Annotated in this window: 16 protein-coding genes; 4 read left to right on the top strand and 12 right to left on the bottom strand. The window is 67.1% G+C overall.

Features of this window, described 5'->3' with window-relative positions:
• Window positions 1–122 precede the first annotated feature (122 nt).
• From FA90_RS20205 to FA90_RS20215, 3 genes are all read left to right on the top strand, one after another.
• Window positions 123–1670 carry a S41 family peptidase gene (locus FA90_RS20205; protein ID WP_036172021.1) on the top strand — a complete coding sequence of 516 codons (1548 nt, stop codon included), beginning with the start codon at window positions 123–125 and terminating at the stop codon, window positions 1668–1670.
• Window positions 1671–1802: 132 nt separating this feature from the next.
• On the top strand, window positions 1803–3578 hold the full coding sequence (locus FA90_RS20210) for a M14 family metallopeptidase (RefSeq protein WP_036172025.1): 1776 nt from the start codon (window positions 1803–1805) through the stop codon (window positions 3576–3578).
• Window positions 3579–3892: 314 nt separating this feature from the next.
• Window positions 3893–5230 (top strand): O-antigen ligase, encoded by a 1338-nt coding sequence (locus FA90_RS20215; protein ID WP_197065332.1) that lies wholly within the window; start codon window positions 3893–3895, stop codon window positions 5228–5230.
• Between the two features lie 47 nt (window positions 5231–5277).
• On the opposite strand, the gene FA90_RS20220 is transcribed toward FA90_RS20215, so the two are convergent.
• From FA90_RS20220 to FA90_RS27380, 4 genes are all read right to left on the bottom strand, one after another.
• Entirely contained in the window at window positions 5278–6927 is a 1650-nt protein-coding gene (locus tag FA90_RS20220) for an alpha-L-fucosidase (protein WP_036172032.1), read from the bottom strand.
• 9 nt (window positions 6928–6936) lie between these two features.
• The gene (locus FA90_RS20225) at window positions 6937–8847 is read right to left on the bottom strand and encodes an NPCBM/NEW2 domain-containing protein (protein WP_051972229.1); all 1911 of its coding nucleotides are present in this window, start codon (window positions 8845–8847) and stop codon (window positions 6937–6939) included.
• An 87-nt stretch (window positions 8848–8934) separates the two neighbouring features.
• Complete coding sequence (locus tag FA90_RS27740; RefSeq protein ID WP_373994642.1) at window positions 8935–9036, bottom strand: glycoside hydrolase family 30 beta sandwich domain-containing protein; 102 nt, start codon at window positions 9034–9036, stop codon at window positions 8935–8937.
• Window positions 9008–9394: a hypothetical protein gene (locus tag FA90_RS27380; protein WP_036172035.1), complete on the bottom strand. Its 387-nt coding sequence runs from the start codon at window positions 9392–9394 to the stop codon at window positions 9008–9010. The genes FA90_RS27740 and FA90_RS27380 overlap by 29 nt, the downstream gene beginning before the upstream one ends.
• Before the next feature lie 241 nt (window positions 9395–9635).
• On the opposite strand from FA90_RS27380, the gene FA90_RS20235 reads away from it, so the two are divergent.
• Window positions 9636–10271 (top strand): NAD(P)H-dependent oxidoreductase, encoded by a 636-nt coding sequence (locus FA90_RS20235; RefSeq protein ID WP_036172038.1) that lies wholly within the window; start codon window positions 9636–9638, stop codon window positions 10269–10271.
• A gap of 228 nt (window positions 10272–10499) precedes the next feature.
• Here FA90_RS20235 and FA90_RS20240 read toward each other — a convergent pair whose 3' ends face one another.
• The 8 genes from FA90_RS20240 to FA90_RS20275 all read right to left on the bottom strand — a co-directional run bounded on the left by FA90_RS20240 (window position 10500) and on the right by FA90_RS20275 (window position 17848).
• Window positions 10500–10793, bottom strand: a complete 294-nt coding sequence (locus FA90_RS20240; RefSeq protein WP_036172041.1) for a hypothetical protein — start codon at window positions 10791–10793, stop codon at window positions 10500–10502.
• A 429-nt stretch (window positions 10794–11222) separates the two neighbouring features.
• The gene (locus FA90_RS20245; RefSeq protein ID WP_051971951.1) at window positions 11223–12164 is read right to left on the bottom strand and encodes a glycosyltransferase; all 942 of its coding nucleotides are present in this window, start codon (window positions 12162–12164) and stop codon (window positions 11223–11225) included.
• Between the two features lies 1 nt (window position 12165).
• Window positions 12166–13203 carry a WavE lipopolysaccharide synthesis family protein gene (locus FA90_RS20250; RefSeq protein ID WP_036172044.1) on the bottom strand — a complete coding sequence of 346 codons (1038 nt, stop codon included), beginning with the start codon at window positions 13201–13203 and terminating at the stop codon, window positions 12166–12168.
• Entirely contained in the window at window positions 13190–14287 is a 1098-nt protein-coding gene (locus FA90_RS20255; protein WP_036172047.1) for a hypothetical protein, read from the bottom strand. Before FA90_RS20255 ends, FA90_RS20250 begins: the two co-directional genes overlap by 14 nt.
• A complete protein-coding gene (locus tag FA90_RS20260; RefSeq protein WP_036172051.1) occupies window positions 14284–15054 on the bottom strand; it encodes an NTP transferase domain-containing protein in 771 nt (256 codons plus the stop codon). The genes FA90_RS20255 and FA90_RS20260 overlap by 4 nt, the downstream gene beginning before the upstream one ends.
• Window positions 15011–16681: a phosphotransferase gene (locus tag FA90_RS20265; RefSeq protein ID WP_036172055.1), complete on the bottom strand. Its 1671-nt coding sequence runs from the start codon at window positions 16679–16681 to the stop codon at window positions 15011–15013. Before FA90_RS20265 ends, FA90_RS20260 begins: the two co-directional genes overlap by 44 nt.
• Entirely contained in the window at window positions 16682–17062 is a 381-nt protein-coding gene (locus FA90_RS20270) for a capsular biosynthesis protein (protein ID WP_036172057.1), read from the bottom strand.
• 45 nt (window positions 17063–17107) lie between these two features.
• Window positions 17108–17848 (bottom strand): ABC transporter ATP-binding protein, encoded by a 741-nt coding sequence (locus FA90_RS20275; RefSeq protein ID WP_036176500.1) that lies wholly within the window; start codon window positions 17846–17848, stop codon window positions 17108–17110.
• Window positions 17849–17860: the final 12 nt, after the last annotated feature.

Consider the following 17860-nt stretch of genomic DNA (forward strand, 5'->3'; position numbering starts at 1 on the left):
GGCAAGCGCCGCCGCAGGGCCACTCAGCCTTGCGGCGGTGCAGCTTTCCCACCGTTGTCGTATCGACCCAACTGTTACATTTAGTTTCATTCTGTAGGGCAAGTACGTCTATAATCAGGCGCATGAGCTCGCCCATTGCCCTCTCAGGTCATTCGACCGCCTTCCCTCGGCTTGCCGCCTGCGCCCTGGTTTCCGTCCTGATGCTGTCCGCGTGCGGCGGCGGCGGCGGCGGCAGTCCCGGCGTCACGAGCGGCAGCACGTCGAACACGACCGCGCCCTCGTCCACGACGCCTGCCGGCGGCGCGGACCCGATCCCGAGCAACTACCAGGCCTATGCCAACTCGTGCGCCGCGCCGCGCTCCGGCGTCGATGCGCAAGGTGTTCCATTCCCAGACAAGCAGGGCACGCTGCAGGACGAGTTCAAATTCCTGCGCGGCTGGATCGACTCGACCTACCTTTGGTACAACGAGGTGCCGGGCACGGTGCACATGGCGGACTACACGAACGCGATCGATTACTTCGGTGCGCTCAAGACCCCGTTGATCACGGCGTCGGGCAAGCCGAAAGACCAGTTCCACTTCACCTACACGACGGCGGAGTGGGACGCGCTCAGCAACGCCAGCCAGGACACCGGCTACGGCCTGACCTGGTCGTACGATTCGACCAAGGCGCCGCGCACCTGGCGCGCCGCGATCGTCGAACCCGGCTCGCCGGGCGCCGGCGCCGGCCTGCAGCGCGGCGACCAGCTGATGTCGATCGACGGCTACGATTTCGTCAACACCGCCGACCAGGCGACCCTCACCAAGGTCAACGCCGGCCTGTATCCGGCCAAGGCAGGCGAGCAGCACACGCTGACCTTCCAGCGCGCCGGTTCGAATTTCACGGTGACGATGACCGCGGCGGTCGTGACCACGGCGCCGGTGAAGAACGTCAAGGTGATCGACACCCCGACCGGCCGCGTCGGCTACCTGAGCTTCGAAGACCACAACGCGGTGTCCGAGCAGCAGCTGGTGAACGCGTTTTCCAGCCTGAAGAGCCAGGGCGCGACCGACCTGGTGCTCGACATGCGCTACAACGGCGGCGGCCTGCTGTACGTCGCCAGCGAGCTGGCCTACATGATCGCCGGCCCGGCCTCGAACGGCAAAACCTTCGAGCAGGAGCGCTTCAACGACAAGACCCAGACCTACGCGCCGATCCAGTTCATGAGCACCGCCTACGGCTTCTCGGCGCCCAAGGGCACGGCCTTGCCTTACCTGGGCCTGAAGCACGTGACCGTGCTGTCCACGGCCGACACCTGCTCGGCCAGCGAAGCGGTGATCAACGGCCTGCGCGGCATCGACGTGCAAGTCGACATCATCGGCGCCCAGACCTGCGGCAAGCCCTACGGCTTCACCCCGCAGGACAACTGCGGGACGACCTATTTCGCGATCCAGTTCCAGGGCGTGAACGCCAAGGGCTTCGGCGATTTCGCCGACGGCTTCGCGCCGACCTGCAGCGTGTCCGACGACCTGTCGCACGCGCTCGGCGACACCTCCGAAGGCCTGCTGTCCGCAGCCCTGGCCTACCGCAGCAGCAACAGCTGCCCGGCGGCGCGGACCGGCACGGCGCAGCGCCGGATTGCGCGCTCGGCGCTCAGGCAGATCGCGATCCTGCCGCCGCCCACGAACTGATCTTGCCTGTCGCTCCGGCGCAGGCCGGAGCCCAGGTAGTTGCTCGAAAGGCCGGGTTGATCCCGGCCTTTTCACATCCGCCTCATCTATAATTTCCAGCTTGAATTCTTTTCAATCCGCTGGAGCTGCCTGATGATCCGTACCACCTTGCTGCTGGCCCTGCTGTCCGCCTTTCCCATCTCCCAAGCGGCCACCGCCAGCACCCACGATGCGCTGCGCACCGTCTCCGAGCGCTCCGGCTTTCAGTCGACCGGTCGCTACGACGAAGTGGTGCGGCTGTGCGGCGAGTTCCAGAAGGCCTGGCCGAAGCAGGTCAAATGCTTCCAGTTCGGCACCACGCCGGAAGGGCGGCCGATGCTGGCGCTGGCGGTCAATGCGCGCGGCGCGCTCACGCCCGCGGGCGCACGCAAGGCCGGCTTGCCGGTGACGCTGATCCAGGGCGGCATCCACGCCGGCGAGATCGACGGCAAGGATGCCGGTTTCCTGGCATTGCGCGAGCTGCTCGAAGGCCGGGTGGCGCCGGGGGTACTCGACAAGCAGGTGCTGCTGTTCGTCCCGGTGTTCAACGTCGACGGCCACGAGCGCTTCGGCCGCTGGAACCGTCCGAACCAGCGCGGTCCGGTCGAGATGGGCTGGCGCGCGACCGCCCAGAACTTCAACCTGAACCGCGACTACGTGAAAGCCGACGCGCCCGAGATGGCGGCGATGCTGACCCTGATCGAGGCCTGGGATCCGCTGGTCACGGTCGACCTGCACGTCACCGACGGCGCCAAGTTCCAGCACGACGTCTCGATCCAGGTCGAGCCGGTGCATGGCGCCGACGCCGGACTGCGCCAGGCCGGCCTGGCGTTCCGCAACGGCGTGGTAGCGGACATCAGCCGCCAGGGCTCGACCCCGCAGACCTATTACATGTCGTTCAACCAGCTTGATGATCCATCCTCGGGCTTCGCCGACACGGTGTACGAGCCACGCTTCTCGACCGGCTATTTCCCGCTGCGTAACCGGATGACGATGCTGGTCGAGACCCATTCGTGGAAGGATTACCCGGCCCGCGTGCGCATCACCCACAATTCGATCGTCTCGACGCTGCAGCAGGTGGCCGACCACGGCAAGGCCTGGATGCAGACCGCACTCGAGGCCGACGCGCGCGCCGCAGGGCTGGCCGGCCAGCCGGTCGCGCTGAGCTACCGCACCACCGACAAGACCACGATGGTCGACTTCCAGGGCTATGCCTACACGCGCACGATGTCCGACGTGTCCGGCGCGACGATGATTCATTACGACGAAAGCAAACCGCAGGTCTGGCATGTGCCGCTGCGCGACGAGGTGGTGCCCGACGCGCAGGCCGACGCGCCGCGCGCCGGTTACCTGGTGCCGGCCGCCTGGGCGTCGACCGTCGAGCCGAAGCTCAAGCTGCACGGCATCGCCTACCGCCGCCTGGACCAGGCGCTGCATGGGGCCGCCTTGCAGACCTACCGCGCCGACAAGGCGACCTTCGCGGCCACCTCGTTCGAATCGCACCAGCGCCTGAAAACCGAAGGGTCCTGGAAGCCGGAAGCGCGCGACGTCGGCGCCGGCGCCCTGTTCGTGCCGATCGCGCAAGCCAAAGCGCGCCTGGTGATGGCGCTGTTCGAGCCGCAGGCGCCGGATTCGCTGCTGGCCTGGGGCGAATTCAACAATGCCTTCGAGCGCAAGGAATACATGGAAGAGTACGTCGCCGAGGACGTCGCGCGCGAGCAGATGGCCCAGGATCCGGCGCTGGCCGCCGAGTTCCGCCACAAGGTCGAGAGCGACCCGGCCTTCGCCAGGAACCCGCGGGCGCGCCTGGAGTTTTTCGCGCGCCGGCACGCGTCGTGGGATGAGCGGCTGAACCTGTATCCGGTGATGCGCAGCGACGTCGCGCTGTAGGTTCTTTTGCCCGGGGGCCGGTCGGCGGCTGCGGGGATGATGGTGCGCGGCCGGCGGCGCTGTCGGTTTGGCGCCACCGTGGGCGGCGCGTGCGTGGCGGCCAGTCGACCTGGCGCAAAGGGGAGGTGATCGCTGTCGTGCAGTCTCCTGGCCCGATCTAGACTGCCGTTTTGCGTCGCCTTCGTGGCGCGGGGAGGTCTGCATCGTGTCCGCACGATCCGTTCGATTCGCTCGGTGGGCGCCTTCGCTTTGCCCGGCCGTGTCCGGCCATGGTTGAAGCGGCGCGTTCGCGTTTTCGCCTGCCGGATCGGGCCGTGCAGCGCCAGCTCTGGGCCACGATCCTGGCGGCGCTGTTTCCCTTGCTCAGCCTGGTGACCGATGCCGGCATCGGCGTGTGCGGCTTCCTGTTCCTCGCGACCGCGCTGTGGTGGCGGCGCGACGCCTGGGCGGCGTTCAGAGCGGCCTGGCCGCGCATGCGCTGGGTCGGCATCGCTTTCCTGCTCGACCTGGCCTGGGTGGCGATCCTGATGCTGGATCGCACGCACGACCCCAGCATGCTCGACCGACCGCTGCGCATGTGCCTGATGATGGCCGCGATCCCGGTGGTGCTGGTCGCGCGGCCGCCGCCCCGCGCACTCTGGCTGGGCGCGGCCGCCGGTGCGCTGGGCAGCCTGGCGCTGGTCGCGCTCCAGGGGCTGTGGCTGGGCGTAGCGCGCCCCGGCGGCTGGATGAATCCGATCACCTTCGGCGACCTGGCGCTGTGCCTGGCCCTGCTGTCGCTGGCCGGCGCCATCGACGCCACACGCGCGTGGGCGCGCTGGACCGGGGCGCTCGGCGTGCTGGCGGGGCTGGCGGCGTCGCTGCTGAGCGGCAGCCGCGGCGGCTGGCTGATGCTGGCGCTGCTGGTACTGTTGCCGCTGCTGCTGTGGTTGCCGGGGGGGGCGGCGCGGCTGGCGCCGCGCTTGGTGCCGCGTTTGATGCGGCAGCCGCAGTCCCAGCCGCAGCGCCTGTCATCGCCTGTGTCATGGCGCCTGGCGCTGGCCCTGCCGCTGCTGGCCGTCGCGCTGGCTGCACTGGCCTATGCGCAGCCGCAGACCGGCGTGCGCGACCGCATCGCGATCGGCGTCAGCGACATGCGCCTGTACCTGGCCGGCAACCGCGCGCCGACCTCGCTGAGTGTGCGCCTGGAGCTATGGCGGGGCGGCTTGATGCTGGTGCACGAACATCCCTGGGTCGGCCTCGACACGCCGGCTTATAAACGGCGCATGCGCGAGTGGATCGCCGAAGGCAAGCTCAGCCCGGCCGTGTTCGCGCCGCCGGAACCGCCGCACCTGCACAACGATCTGCTGCAGGTGCTGGTCACGCGTGGGATCATCGGACTGGCAGCCTGGATCGGCATCCTGCTGGCGCCGCTCGCCTTCTTTTGGAGGCAGCTGCGGCGCGCGCAGGCGCCCGCCCTGGCCGGGCTGCTGCTGGTGCTCGCCTACGCCAGCTTCGGCCTGACCGAGGTCATCTTCTGGTCGATGAAGGCGAACGTGTTCTATGCGCTGACGGTGTTCCTGCTGATCGGCTGGGTGCTCGATGCCGGCCGCGCGCCTGTCGCAGTGCACACGCAGGTGCATGGGCAGGCGCACGCCGTGGACGAGCCATGAATTTGCCGCGCCCTGCCGGGTATGCAAGGGGTCGTGGCAGCCAGTGATCAAACCACTTTGAGCGCGAACGCATACGCCAGCGCAGGCCGCTCGCGCGGCAAGGTCACCTGCAGACCGGCAGGCGTCTGGCGGAACGCGAGCGTGCCGCCGCCCAGGATCTCGACGCGCGTGACGGGCTTGTCCAGGTGTGGACCGCCGGCGCGCATCGACTTGACGGTCACTTGGCCGGATTCCGGCCAGCCCATCACGAACGCGTACACGGCATCCTTGCCGGCCGTGAAGCGGATGTCTTCAGACGTGAACGGCTTGCCTTTGCCCTCGTTGAAACCGGGGCCCGACATCGGCGCCGCCGCCGCTTCCATGACCGGTCCCTCCCCGAACGTCGACCATGGCCGCGAATCGAAGATGCCTTCGCCGTTGAGCGCATTCCAGCGGCCGATCTCCTCGACGATGGCCTGTTCCTGCTCGTCGATGGTGCCGTTGCCGCGAACCGGTACGGAAAGCAGCAGGTTGCCGTTCTTGCTGACCACGTCGATCAGCATGTGGACGACCGTCTGTGCGCTCTTGTACGCATGGTTAGCGTAGACGCGCCGGTCGTAGTGCCAGTTGCCGATGCAGGTGCAGGTCTGCCACGGCAGCGGTTCGATGCGGCTGCTCTGGCCCCGCTCGATGTCCCATACGAGGGACCGGCGCTGCACTTCATCAAGGATCTTGCCGGTGACGACGACGTCCACCTTGCCCCGTTTTGCGACGCTGCGGTTATACATGTGCGCGACCAGGCGCGGACCGATGTCGCTGACGGGCCAGAGGGGCAGCACCGTGTCGTCGTAGTACACGAGGTCGGGATCGTAGTTATCGATCAGGTCCATGGTACGGTTGTACAGCTTGTCCGCATACGCCTTGTCCGGGACCGCCGCGCCGCCGCCCCATTGCCACTGCTGGTCCTCCACGCCGCCCTCGGCCGCAGGTTTGCTGCGCGGATGATTCTGCGCGTACAGGGCCTGCGGGTCGCGCCCGTCCCACCATTTGCCCTTGCCATCGGCCGGCGTCACGCGGCCGTCGTACGGGACGCCGGCCAGCGGCCCGTGCTTGTCCGCACCCTGCGCCGGTTCGTACCACGCCCATGCGTGCGCCGCGTGCACGCTGACGCCGAAGCGCAGCCCGTGCTTGCGGGCGGCATCGCGCCAGCCTTTGACCAGGTCCTTGCCCGGACCCAGCGTCGTCGAATTCCACTGGGGCTGGTAGCGGCTCCTGTACAGGTCGAAGTTGTCGTGATGATTGGCGAGCGCGAAGAAGTATTTCGCGCCGGCCTGCTTGTACAGGCCCACGAGGGCCTCCGGGTCCCAGCGGTCCGCCTTCCAGCGGTGGATCACGTCCTTGAAGCCGAACACCGACGGGTGGCCATACGTCGCTACGTGGTGGCGGTAGACCTCGCTGCCTTCCTCGTACATGAGGCGGCCGTACCAGTCGCCGAATTCGGGTTCGCACTGTGGCCCCCAGTGCGCCCAGATGCCGAACTTGGCGTTGCGGAACCAGTCGGGGGTCCGGTACGTCGACAGCGAGGGCCAGGCCGGCTCGAACGGACCCGCGGCCATGGGGATGCGCTGCGCAGCCGGATGGGCCGCGTGTGCATAAGGGGACATGGCGAGCGCCGGAATGGCCGCCGCCATGTGCTGCAAGAGTTCACGTCGTTTCACTGTCGCTCCTTACGGTTGCATTGCCGCGCCGCCCCAACTGACCGGCAGCTGCTCGTTGTCTTTCGCATCGCTGCGCGCCACCAGTTCGACGATCTTCGCGCCGGCGACATTGGCCGTCAGCGCCTGCGCGCTCTGGCCCCAGCGCAAGGGCTTGCTCGTTGCCAGCAGCTTGCCGTCGCCGTAGATCATGAACGTGACAGCATGCGCGTGATCGCGGGCCGAATCGTCGATGCCGACCTGGACGCTCAGTTGGCGAGCATCGTGATTGCGCACTTCCAGCCTGGAGTTGGCCAGAATGCCGATCCCGGCGGGGTAAGGCGCACCGGCAATCCGTAGCGTCTGGCCGTACGGGGTGCTGTCGGCACGCGCCCCGCCCCAGCCGGCATACATCGGCCGCTCGCCCGCGCCCTTGGTCCCGCTCCAGCCGAACGACGAACGGAACACGGTGGGATCGGCCTGCGGCGTCGTCACCCCGTCCACGGCCGGATTCACGCTGCCCGGCTGCTCCGACAGATACCAGCCCTGGGCCAGCATGCGGCTGCCGTGTGCGCGGAAGATGCGCGTCTCGCGCGGTGCGACGCGCAGCCTGGTCTCGCTCGTAAAGCTGGAGCCGGCCTTGGTCCAGAGATCGGTCAGCGTGACCGGCGCGTCCTTGCGGAACTTCAGATGCTCGGCGGTCAGGTCGGCATCGATCGGCGTGAATCCCCGGTTGAACACGGCCACCGCCTTGTCGCCATTGGCCAGTTGCTTGACGAGGATCTGCAGATCGTCGGCGTCATAGGCGAGCACCGCCTGGTTGCCGGCCGGGTCCTGGTTCACCGCGATGACGTCGGCATTGCCGAAGATGTCGAGCAGCGCCTGCGGTGTCGTGCGCAGGTCGGCGCCCGTCATCAGCGGTGCGTTCAGCATGGCCCACAGGGAGAAGTGCGAGCGGGCTTCGACCAGGTGGCCGGCATCGAAATCACCCGCGCCGATGAACAGCATGTCGGGGTCGTTCCAGCTGCCCGGATGGCCATACAGCTCGCGCCGCACCGCGCTGTCGAAATTGCTCAGCAGGCGGTTCCAGGACGGCCGGATATCGTCGCTCGTGCGCGAGATGTTGCCGAAGTTCTTGCCCCATTGGCGCACGTCGGCGGCGCCCCATACACACAGCGACAGCAGGAAGTCGCCATCCGGCTTGTTGCGCTGGAGCGCCGCGTTGATCTGAGTGAATTCCTGCTGCACGGCGGGGATGTTCGAACGGCTTACGGATTCCAGGTCGAGCACAGGCGGCAGCGCGCGATACTCGCCCGAGCGGACGCGCTGATCCGAGGCGCCGTACGCGCGCAGGCCGCAGCCGTCGACCTTGATGAAATCAAAATTCCAATCCTTGAAAAAGAGCGCGATATCCTGGTCGATATGGCCGTACAGGCCGATTTCGCGTTCCAGCACACTGCCTTTCGGAAGGTCGGCACTCTGAGAAGAATAGGCCTGGGAACACGTATTGCGGCCGAGGTCCGAATAAATGCCGGCCTTGAGGCCCATGGCGTGCAGCTTGTCGGTCAGCGGCCGGAACGTGCTCGCGCCGCCCTGGACGGACGACGGAAAGCGGTCGGGACGGATCACCAGGTGGCCATCGGGTACCTGGCGGCGCAACGCCCACCCGTCATCGATGTTGATGTAACGATAGCCTTTGGCGGCCAGCCCGCTGTCGACAATGCGCTGGGCGGAGCCGAGTATCTTCGCTTCGTCGATATCGGTCGCGAACGCGTTCCAGCTGCTCCAGCCCATCGGCGGCGTCGGGGCGCGGCCGGCAGTGTAGGCGCTCCAGTGCGCCGTCGGTGCAAGGGGATCGGTTGCCGCGTGCGATGCGGCGGCCGCGAACAGCAGGGGAATCAGTGCCAGGCGGGATTGCCAGCGTAAGGTCTGTTGTTTCTGCATCGGCGCGTCCAAAGGAGTGAGTCGGTAAAAGACCGGCGGTGGTTCATACGACGAAAGTACTGAATGAATTCGGCGGAAGCGTGGCTGTCACGGTTTTTCCCCGACCTGCCAGGTGATCGGCAGTTCGGTAGAGAGATCGTTCTGTATTACGACGACAACTTTACCGTCCGGGTTGAGGAACGCAAGCACGTTCTCGAAACCGGTCCAGCTGGATGCCTTGATGCGTTTGGCGCCAGGTTTCACGAACGCGGATACGTGTGGCGAGAGCGGCGCCGCCGAGCTCATTGAAGCATGCACCGAACCCGTCGATCGTCTGATAAGTTTCCTCGCGCGCGACGATAACGTCCGGCGCCGGCGCAGGCCGCGACATCTGAACGTCGGCAGCCTTGCGGATCCATTGCGCGTCCCTGGTGGATACGTACCACTGACCGGATCCGGACCTGCCAACGATATCGTCCGCCTTTACGAAGAATGGGGTCGCCGCGGCAGCAGCGGCGGACACCAGAAACGCTCGGCGAGTTATTCCACCGTATTCGAATTTATCCATGTCTCCTGACTTTTCTCGATCAACCCGGTGAGGAACTCTGCTCGTACGCCACCACTTCAATGGAGCGCCGCGGACTTTTTGCTTGCCCTGTGCTGATGTGTCCAAGCCGCGCTCCTTGCGGATTGCAGACTCCGGTACGGCTCAGTGTACGCTCTTGTTGCTCTAGCAACAAATTTTTACCATCGGCGCGATTTGCCATGAACAAACACAATGACGCATCTTTGATTTGAAAGGACATCAGATGGAATTGCTGGACAAACTGAAATGGCGTTATGCGACGAAGGCAATGGACCCGGCGCGCAAGGTGCCGCAGGATAAGTTAGAGCGCATCATCGAAGCCGCGCGCCTGGCGCCGACGTCGTCCGGCCTGCAGCCCTACGAAATCCTGATCGTGAACAATCCGGCGCTGCGCGCCCAGATCCGCGACGTCGCCTGGAACCAGGCGCAGGTGGTCGAGGCCTCGCACCTGCTGGTGTTCGCCGCCTGGGACGACTACACGCCCGAGCGCATCAACCACATGTTCGACCTTACCAACGAGGTGCGCGGTTTCCGCAACGAAGGCTGGGAAGCCTACCGCCAGCAACTGCTGTCGACCTACCCGGGCCGCGGCCCACAGGTGAACTTCGAGCACGCCGCGCGCCAGGCCTACATCGGCTTCAGTGCGGCGGTCATCGCAGCCGCCTTCGAGGAAGTCGATTGCACGCCGATGGAAGGCTTCGATCCGGCCGCCGTCGACCGCATCCTGAACCTGGGCGAGCGCGGCCTGCGCAGCGCGGTCATGCTGCCGCTGGGTTACCGCAAGGCCGAGGACGACTGGCTGGTCGACCTGCCGAAAGTGCGCCGCCCGCTCGGACAGTTCGTGAGCGAAATCGACTGATTCTGGTTCTGCCGCAGGCCGCCAGCCGGGATCGGGGTTGCCCATGCGCCGCGCGATGATCCTCGGCAGCATCGCGAGCACCAGCGCGTGCTCGCGATGTCGACGGCGCTGCGGATGGCGTGGGCCACGTTTCTCTTGCTTTCGAATTCGTAGCTGACGGTCCGTATCTGGCCAGTTGCAGATCCATTTGAACTTCGCAACCTGCCCAGAGTAGGCGTTGATCTTCTTTTATGTACCAAGCCGACTAAGGGCTGGGGCCAAGAAAGCCAGCCAGAGCAGGGCAAGCAAGACTGCTGCCTCAATCGCTAGCTCCGCCCAAGGGAACGGAACATCGCCATCCGGATTGCTCCAGCCGCCAGGAAAATCATCGTCAAGAGTGATCAGGTGCCCGGCAAAAGCCCAAACAGCAAAGCCCATCGCCGTGTAGAGATATGGCACACGCCAAATCAGGGAGAGAATGATGGCAGTGATGCAAACAACGGCAACCATGATGCCGCATTGCTTGAGTTGAGAACCACCCATGACCTGTCCCTTGGATATGAATGAATTAACGACCGTTTTTGGCCGTTAGTCTACTGGATAAGGTTGTTCATTTCGACATTTTATCTGCCGTCTGGTGGGCCATCGTCTGCAACCAACCCGAAGCCGGCCTTAGTGAGCAGGCACTATTAGTACCCCAACAGCTCGCATTGCTCCATGGTGAATCCTTTCCCGAGTTCGGGCGGCACTTGTGGAAAAGTCACCGTGTAGCGCTCCTTCTCTCCATCGGCGATACGGGTCGTAACAATGTAATGCGTACCACGTGCGCGTGCTAGTCCGCACAAACCTCTCACGATAAACATCGATGACGATACCGAGCCTCCGGATTGCCGTTCTATCTGAACAGTCGACGAGTCCGATTTGCGCTCGATTTCATGAATGGGTACGTATGCGGCACACTGCGCACCAGATTCAACGCTGGATACCCAGCCGCCGCCATGGCCGGCGCCTCTGCAGCCGCGCCAGCGTCTCGGGATAGCCCCCCAGGCGCCCGTGCACGCCGTCGGCGATGGCGCGCAACAGGATGCGCAGCGCGCCGCGCTGGAAGACGCCGCCGCTGGCCAGCCACAGCGCCAGGGCGAACGTGACGCCGACGCCGGTCGCCGCCGGCGGCAGGCTGGCGTAAGCGCGCGCGACGGCGATGCGGTTGCGGATCGTGAAGTAATGCTTGCTGCCGAACGGCCCGGCGCGCAGGCGGCCGCGGCGCTCGCGCAGGTGCTCGACCACGCTGGTCGGCGCCAGCCAGATCGGCAGTCCGGCGCGCCCGAGGCGCAGCGCGTATTCGGTGTCGTCGTAGGCCAGGAAAAACGCCGGCTCGGGCAGGCCGGCGCGCGCGATCGCCGTGGCCGGGATCAGCAGTCCGACAAAGGACGCGGTGTCGGTGCGGCAGGGTGCGCCCGCATACGCCGCGCGCGGCAGCGCGCGCTCCAGGCCGCTCACGCGATGGTAGCGGCGCCGGTGCTGCAAGGCGATGTCGCCGAATTCGCGCACCGTGCCGCACACGGCGCCGATATCCTCGGCCCGGCCGCGGAGCGCGTCGATCGCATCGCACAGGCGGGCCAGCGCGTCGGGCCGGGCGATGGCGTCGTCGTCGAGCAGCCAGATCCAGTCGTGGCCGGCGGCGAAGGCGTGCGCCATGCCGAGCGCGAAGCCGCCGGCGCCACCGAGGTTGGTGTCCGAGCGCAGCACGGTCACGTCGTCCGGCCGGCCCAGGCGCGCCGCGCTGGCGGGGTTACTGGCATTGTCGACGACGACGATGGCGTCCAGCGGCCGCGTTTGCAGGCGCAGGGCAGCCAGTGCCTGCTGCAGCAGCTCGGGCCGGTTATGGGTGACGACGACGGCGGCGACGCGCACGCTAGCTCCTCGCCAGCCGGCGCGCGAACCGGGCCGCCAGCCGCCGCACCGGATGGCGCGGCCGGTTCGGGTCGAACAGCAGCGTGTGCAGCGCGCGGCTGTAGCGGAACGCCCGCCGCGCCAGCGCTTTCTGGTGCTGGCGCTGGCGGATCAGGCTGCGCAGCTGCGGCGCATCGGTGCGGCCGGCCAGGTGCGGGTCGGCGATCGCCAGCCAGTCGAGGTGCATCAGGTTGTTCAGGCGCTGGAATGGCGAGCCCGCCACCCAGCCGTATTTTTCGAAACGCAGGCCGATCTGCCAGGGATCGAGCAGCATCACTTCCTGGGCGAGAAAGCGCCGGTAGGCGGTCAGCACGTCCTCGGAGACGTCGTTGAGGAAGCGCGGGCAGGCATAGCCGTGCGAGCGCGCGAACTGCATGCAGACGTGCTGCTCGACCGCGTAGCGCGCGCGGAATTTGCGTTCGAAAAGCGACGAGCTGCTGGCATGCGCCTGGGTCTCGTACTGGCGCGCATCCTTGTTCGACATCGGCGCCGTCGACCAGTACTCGCGCAGCAGCGCGGTCGGCCCGAAGTGGAACCAGTCGCTCAGGTGGTAGGGCAGGCGTTCGAACAGCGTCGGGTCGAGCGTGAAGAAGGAGCAGGCGAGCAGGCGCTCGCGTCCCTGGTCGAGCTTGCGCTGCTCGAGGGCATAGTCGATGAAGCCGGCGTGCTCGAGGAAGCAGTCGGTGCGCATCTTGACCGCATACGGCGTCGCGACCGCGGCCAGGCCGGCCTGGGTGCTCACGAGCTGGCGGTTGATGTTGTTGGCTTTCAGGTCGTCCAGCTTGAGCGGCGCCAGTCCGCCCGGATCGGCGCTCTCGACCACGGCGTCGACCGCGAGCCCGGGCGGCACGTCGGCGCCTTCCCAGGTCGACAGGATGATGGGCGCGCCCGGCAATACCTTGCGGGTCAGCTTGAGGTTGCGCGCGAAGTCTTCGTGGTCGCGCGTGACGTAGGGCTTGAACTGGCCCTGAAACACCAGCGTGATGTCAGCGGTCTTCATGGGAAGGATGCGCAAGGCGCGGGTCGGGTGGCCGAATCGGCAGCGCGACCCCGGCGGCCGGGCTGTCGCTGCGCTGCTCGCCGGGTAGCTTGCTCAGTTGTTCGCTCAGTTGTTCGCTCAGTTGGTCAATGTAGCGGCGCAGCCGATGCCCGGGACGGCGCGGCACGCGCTTGACGCCATACAGGCCATGGCGGTCGAACACCCGCCACCGGCTGGCCCCGTGGGGGTCGTCCGACAGCCACTCGTGCGGCGCCAGCGTGTCGGCCGCATCGGCGGCGATCAGATCGACCAGGCGCCGGTCGATGCGGTGAAAGCCCGAGCGGATCATCAGGAATTCGAGGGCGCGGCGCGGCAGGTAGCGTGCGTCCCCGGGCCGGCCGATGAGCGGATCGACGATGCGCAGCACGCGCCAGAAGCTGCGGTCGAACCGGTGCACTTCCGAAAACACATACGGCGTCCCGGCGACGCGCGCGCCACGCGCGTGCGCGACGGTCGACAGCCAGACTTCCTCGCGCGGATAGGCGACGGGCGCCGCCGCGCGCGCGGCGCTGCCGAGGATGGCGGCGACCTCGTACAGCAACCCGGCCTCGTAGCTCGACCCCTCGACCTGGGAGCCGACCAGGGGCGCGGGTACCTCGCCCAGCCGGCGGCACAGCGCCTGCAGCGCCGCATCGGCGAGCGCCGCTTTCGCAAAGCGCCAGCGGCTGCCGGGCCGGATCGGCCGCTGATGCAGGAAATTGCCCTCGCATGCAAGGTAGCGGCCGAGCCCGGGCCGCACCAGCATGTCGTTCGAGGCGTGCAGGCAGATGCGCGTGCACTGCGGCGCATGGCGCCGTATCCAGTCGAGGTTGGCCAGGTGGGCCGGCAGGATGTCGCCCCAATCGGTGCGCAGGCGCAGGCCGTTGATGGCCGCATTCGTGCAGCCGGCGCCGGCCAGCACCCGTTCGAGCTCGTGGAGTGCGCAGCGTGCGTTGGCCGACACGTGCAGCACGACGCGCGCGTCGGGCAGGAAGGCGGCAAAATTGGCCAGCTGCCCGGCGATGACGCCAGGGCGGGTGTGCACCGGCAGCGACACGTAGATCAAGACGGGCTCCTCGTGGCGCGCAGCAGCGCCTCGTAGTCGGCAGGCGTGCCGGCGAACAGCACCTGCGCGGGCTGCACCTCGGCATACACGATGTGCTTGCCTGCCGCGATCAGGTCGTTGTACAGCGGCGCGATGTACGCCTCGCCCCAGCGCGCCAGATAGCTGCCGGCCTTGTCGGGGTCATCGGCGTCATCGGCATCGTACAAGGCGGCCTCGCAGGCGGCGGTGAAATCGGCGGCGCGTGCGAAGCAGTACAAGCCGGTGCAGCACAGCGCCGAAATCCGGCGTTTTTCGCTGGTCTCGGCGACGCGCCGGGTGAACGTCGCTGCCGGGCGTACGAACGACCAGTGCTCGCCATCCGCCCGCACCACGTCCAGGTAGCCGTCGGCATCCAGCGCCTCGGGCGGAAACGCGTAGCCGGGACGGATGGTGTCGATGTTGAAGATCAGCAGCGCGGCGTTGCTGTCGGATTGCGCCTGGCGCAGCCCGAGCAGGACGGTTTCGGCCTGGCCGCGCGTCGGCCGGTCGAGCGTGACGGTGCGGTAATCGCGGATGCCCAGGCGTTCGCATTCCGTCGCTATGAAGCGTTCGGCCTCGAATTCGCGGCGCGCGATGAACAGGAAGGATTCGCTGTCGAAGTAACGCTCGAAAGATCGCACGCAGCGTGCGAACAGCGACTCGCCCTGCAGCGGCAATTCATACTTGGGGCGCACGTAGCCGGCTTCACGAAAGCGCCGGCTTTGTCCCGCCATCGGGATGACGATCATCGGATTTCCACTCCAGGTAAAGTCGGATGCCGTTGGCCATCAGGGCTTGCTGGCGCCGCGGATCGTCGGCGTGCAACGGCAGCATGGACAGGAACAGCAGCACCATCACGGGGTAGGACTGCCACTCGGCCGGCGTGCGGCCGGCGAAGGTGGCGCTGGCGAACAGGCGCTGTACCGGCAGGCAGCGCTCGGACAGCATGCGCAAATGCAGGTCCTGGCCGTCGCGCCGCAGCAGGTAAAAGCCGGCGACGATGAAGTCGTACAGGCCGAGCACCGAGTGCGCCAGCTTGCCGAGGTCGTAGCGCAAATCGCCGAAACGGCTGGGCCGGCCCAGGGCATCGGTGCCGCGCGGATCGATGGTCTTGACGCGACCGGCGCGGAAGTCGAACAGGATATTGCTGAAGCAGAAGTCTCCGTGCAGGAAGGAGGGCACCGCCGGCGCCGCCAACAGCGCCTCCCCCGCTTCCTCGGCCATCGTGCGCAGCGCGGGCGCCGGGCGCTCGTTCAGGGTCCAGGCCGCGTCCAGGTCGATGTCGGCAGCGTCGGCATAGGCTTGCAGCCGCTGCATGGTCTTGTCGACATAGGTCTGGCGCGCGAAGTCGGCATCGAGCGGCACGGCCGGCAGGCTGCTGGCAGTGCGCAGGTAGGCGTCGCAGGCGCGCAGGATGCGGCGCCAGACCGGCTCGGGCAGGCGGCCGAAGACGTACAGTTCGCTCAGGGTGGCCAGGTGCAAGTACTCAAGCTGGTAACCGGCGAGCGGATCGCCGGCAAGCTGGTCATCCGCAAGCTGGTTGTCCGCAAGCCGGTCGCCATCGAGCATGGCGCCGTCGCGCGCCGCGCCGGCGGCCTCGGTGCGGCAGATGTAGGGCGCCAGGAAGGGCTTGATCGGGGCCGGCGCCTGTTCGAACCAGGACGCTTCGGCCAGGATCTTGGCGCTGTCGTCGCTCGATTTGGTGACCACGCCGTCGAGCACGCGCAGCTGGTTGAAGTGGCGCTGTGTGGTCATGACGCGCTTGGAATCGAAATACGTGTGCACGTGGCCGAAGTCGAGCCAGCGCGACACCTGCCAGTGCGCCAGCCCGCCGATGCGGCGGTCGTAGCCCTGGACCGCGGCGATGAAGTCGTCGGTGCCGGCCAGCTGCTCGGCCAGCAGCGCGGAATCGGCAAACGAAAACAGCCCGGTCCAGGCGCCGCCCGGCTGGCCGCTGGCCGGCGCTTCGTGGTGCCAGGCGTAGTATTCGTCGGTGTGGCCGATGGCGAGCCAGTCGCTGCCTTCGCGCAGCGGGTCGGTGACCAGCGTATCGCCGTACAGCAGGTCGAGCGGATCGCCGCTGCCGTCCTGCGCGACCCCGCTGCCCAGGAACTGGCGCACGGCCACCCCCAGCGGCGCCCCTGGCGTGGTGCGGAACACGCCGACGCCATGCTCGCGCAGCCCCAGCGCGTCGGCCTCGTCGAGGAGGAAATCTTCCGGCAGGGTCAGCCAGACGTGCGCGTGCGGGCGCGCGAACTGGCGGATCTGGTAGGTGTACAGGCGCCGGTTCCCGACCGGCAGGAACGCGGGCGGAATGCGGCCGAACTCCGAGGCCAGCTCGCTTTCCACATAAGCGCCGGAGGTGATGAGCAGCATTTACGCACCTGTCTTCTCGAGCGCGAGCAGCGCGTGGATGTCCGACAGCGAGTGGCGCAGGAACTCCGACGGACGGATCGATTTATCATCGACGTAGAAGCCTTCCCGCCCGCACCACGGCTTGCCGACGTGGATTTCGTCGAACGGCACCGCGTGTTTTTCGAGCCAGGCGACGATGACGGGCAGCGTGTAGGCGTTGATCTTGCCGATGTTGCCGTCATAGGTGCGCACGTTGCGGCTGGTGCTGATGACGATCTCGAAGCCGTCCGCCTGGTACTCGCGCAGGCGGGCGACGAGGGCGAGGTTGGGCAGCGCGTTCTCGTACCCGTCCTGGGCGGAGAGCGTAATGGTGTCGTCGAGGTCGATGATGAGCCGTTTCATGCTGCCAGCATAGCCCGCACGATCTGGCGCTTTGCTGATCCACGTCTATCGTGTGGAGGAACTCATGGCTTCGAGTTCGGATACGTCGATCTCGCGTACCTGCCCGTGTTCGAGGCGCAGGAAGCGGCGGCAGTAGCGCTTCAGGGCTTGCATGTCGTGCGAGGCGAACACGAAGATGCGCACGGTGGCGATCAGGGCTTCCATGCGCTGCGCGGCGCGGGCCTGGAATTCGGCGTCGCCGGCGCCGAAGATCTCGTCGACCAGCAGGATGTCGGGCCGGGTCGAGGTCGCCACCGCGAACATCAGGCGCGTGGCCATCCCGGTGGAATAGGTGCGCACCGGCAGGCGCAGGAAGGGGCCGAGCTGGGTGAAGGCCTCGATTTCCGCCATGCGCGCGCGGATTTCTTCCTGGCGCAGGCCGAGCAGCAGGCCCATGCGCTGGATGTTTTCGTAGCCGGACAGCTCGTTGTCCATGCCGGCGCCGAGTTCGAACACGGTCGCGACCCGGCCCTCGCGCAAGACGCGCCCGGCGGCCGGCCGGTAGACCCCGGCCATGGTGCGCAGCAGGGTGCTCTTGCCGGCCCCGTTGTGGCCGACCAGGCCGACCGCGTCGCCGTCGTCCAGGCGAAAACTGACGTCGCGCAGCGCGGTCACGATCTGCACCCCGGCGGCGCGCTCGATCCGTCCGCCGGTCGAGATGCGCGCCAGCTGGCTGCGCAGCGACTTGGCGCGCACGTCGTAGACCGGGTACTGCACCGTCACGTCCGTCAATTCGAGGCGCGCCATCGTCATCGCTCC

Origin of the sequence: Massilia sp. 9096 (assembly GCF_000745265.1) — a bacterium.
Classification (GTDB): domain Bacteria; phylum Pseudomonadota; class Gammaproteobacteria; order Burkholderiales; family Burkholderiaceae_D; genus Telluria.

What these genes read in the sequence shown, in the direction of transcription:
- FA90_RS20205 (WP_036172021.1), top strand. Translation starts at nt 123, where the DNA reads ATGAGCTCGCCCATTGCCCTCTCAGGTCATTCGACCGCCTTCCCTCGG.
- FA90_RS20210 (WP_036172025.1), top strand. Translation starts at nt 1,803, where the DNA reads ATGATCCGTACCACCTTGCTGCTGGCCCTGCTGTCCGCCTTTCCCATC.
- FA90_RS20225 (WP_051972229.1), bottom strand. Translation starts at nt 8,847, where the DNA reads ATGCAGAAACAACAGACCTTACGCTGGCAATCCCGCCTGGCACTGATT.
- FA90_RS27380 (WP_036172035.1), bottom strand. Translation starts at nt 9,394, where the DNA reads ATGGATAAATTCGAATACGGTGGAATAACTCGCCGAGCGTTTCTGGTG.
- FA90_RS20235 (WP_036172038.1), top strand. Translation starts at nt 9,636, where the DNA reads ATGGAATTGCTGGACAAACTGAAATGGCGTTATGCGACGAAGGCAATG.
- FA90_RS20240 (WP_036172041.1), bottom strand. Translation starts at nt 10,793, where the DNA reads ATGGGTGGTTCTCAACTCAAGCAATGCGGCATCATGGTTGCCGTTGTT.
- FA90_RS20250 (WP_036172044.1), bottom strand. Translation starts at nt 13,203, where the DNA reads ATGAAGACCGCTGACATCACGCTGGTGTTTCAGGGCCAGTTCAAGCCC.
- FA90_RS20260 (WP_036172051.1), bottom strand. Translation starts at nt 15,054, where the DNA reads ATGATCGTCATCCCGATGGCGGGACAAAGCCGGCGCTTTCGTGAAGCC.
- FA90_RS20265 (WP_036172055.1), bottom strand. Translation starts at nt 16,681, where the DNA reads ATGCTGCTCATCACCTCCGGCGCTTATGTGGAAAGCGAGCTGGCCTCG.
- FA90_RS20270 (WP_036172057.1), bottom strand. Translation starts at nt 17,062, where the DNA reads ATGAAACGGCTCATCATCGACCTCGACGACACCATTACGCTCTCCGCC.
- FA90_RS20275 (WP_036176500.1), bottom strand. Translation starts at nt 17,848, where the DNA reads ATGGCGCGCCTCGAATTGACGGACGTGACGGTGCAGTACCCGGTCTAC.